Here is a 1,552-nt window from a genome sequence, read left to right as displayed (position 1 = left end):
ACGTTACTTTAATCAAAACCTCTTATCAGGTGTCCTAAATTAGTTGACCACTACATACCATAGTAGTAGCTGCTTCTAACGACACCAAACAGGTGGCATAGCTTACGCTTGCTCAGTCGTTTGTCTTGCTCTGCAAGCTTGCTGATCAGCGATAGACGTTCAGGCTGTCCAAGGCTAGCAGAGCCGAAGCCTTTTTTAGAATGTCGCGCTCCATAGTGAGTCGTTTAACTTGTTTACGTAGCTCTTGTAGTTCTCTTTGCTCATCGGTGAGGGCTAAACCTGCAGCTGGTGCAACCCCTTGCTGCTCTTTTTTATACTTGCGTACCCAGTTATCTAGGGTTGATGCACCAATTCCTAAAGACTCTGCCACTTCTGCTACTTTGCGCTTATGATCAACGACTAAGCTGATAGCTTCTAATTTGAATTCTCGGGTATATTCTCTGCGGTTGCTAGTCATACTATGTTCCTTCTTTTGGGTTAGTATAACCTTGTATCTTGAATAACCGCTTAATACTGCCAACGAAAGTTGATAAAATAAAGTAATTATTCATGAGCATTGAGAGTATGAGTATAACCTTAGTGCCTAGACACTGTGTAAGAGATTATGCCCAATGCTCATCCCATCATCTTCATATTCTGAATGGTATCCAAGTGCCTCGCCATCTACCAAGGTGTCATGAGTGACACTGTATAGACAAGGGAAGACAATAAGATGACACACTATATCGGCATAGACGTCAGTAAAAACAAGCTAGATATCGCCTGGCTCAAAGCCACTGATAATCTCAAATTTAAAACCAAAGTCTTTAAAAATGATTACAGTGACTACGCTGCTCTTATCAACTGGCTCATTGCTAACATCACTGACGACTTAAGTAATATTCACATCACGGTCGAGGCCACAGGAGTCTATCACGAGAACATCGCCTACTACCTATTTGATAAAGGTCTTAACGTCAGTATTATCAATCCTGCTTATATCAAAAGCTATGCTGCTAGTTTAGGAAGTCGCAACAAGACGGATAAAAAAGACAGTATGTTATTAGCCCGCTACACCTATAGTGCTAAGCCTAAATTATGGACACCGCCGCCAGCAGAGGCGCGTCACCTCAAGTCATTATTGTCGCGCTTAGACGCACTACAAGAAGACTTACAACGTGAGCTGAATCGATTGGAAAAAGCGCAGGCCACAGACACCGCTCCTATCGTTAAAGCTTCTATTGAGCATATGATAGCCTCTTTGCAAGCCGCTATTGTTAAGCTCAATGGTGATATTGATGACCATATCGATCATCATCACAATTTAAAGCAAGATCAGACTCTACTGCAAACTATTAAAGGCGTCGGCCCTGTTGTCTCAAAGCAGATGGTGTCGCTGATGCATAATAAGCAGTTTAGTCAAGCGTCACAAATGGCCGCCTTTTTAGGCTTAGTTCCCAAACATAGTGAATCAGGGCTATTTAAAGGCAAGTCTCGCTTAGCAAAGAATGGCTCAAGTGTAGTGGTCAACTAATTTAGGACACCTGATAAGAGGTTTTGATTAAAGTAACGT

General features: G+C 42.2%; 2 protein-coding genes. One reads left to right on the top strand and one right to left on the bottom strand.

Going from position 1 to position 1,552, the window contains the following annotated elements:
• Nucleotides 1-145: 145 nt before the first annotated feature.
• A complete protein-coding gene (locus EI161_RS14325) occupies nucleotides 146-457 on the bottom strand; it encodes a transposase (protein WP_192529932.1) in 312 nt (103 codons plus the stop codon).
• A gap of 255 nt (nucleotides 458-712) precedes the next feature.
• Between EI161_RS14325 and EI161_RS14320 the strand changes: the two genes are divergently transcribed.
• Nucleotides 713-1,513 (top strand): IS110 family transposase, encoded by an 801-nt coding sequence (locus EI161_RS14320; protein WP_192529930.1) that lies wholly within the window; start codon nucleotides 713-715, stop codon nucleotides 1,511-1,513.
• Nucleotides 1,514-1,552 lie beyond the last annotated feature (39 nt).

This window comes from Psychrobacter sp. FME5, from assembly GCF_014861375.1.
GTDB lineage: Bacteria > Pseudomonadota > Gammaproteobacteria > Pseudomonadales > Moraxellaceae > Psychrobacter.
Note: the sequence above shows the minus strand (reverse complement) of the source record. Positions and strands in the feature narration are given on the sequence as shown.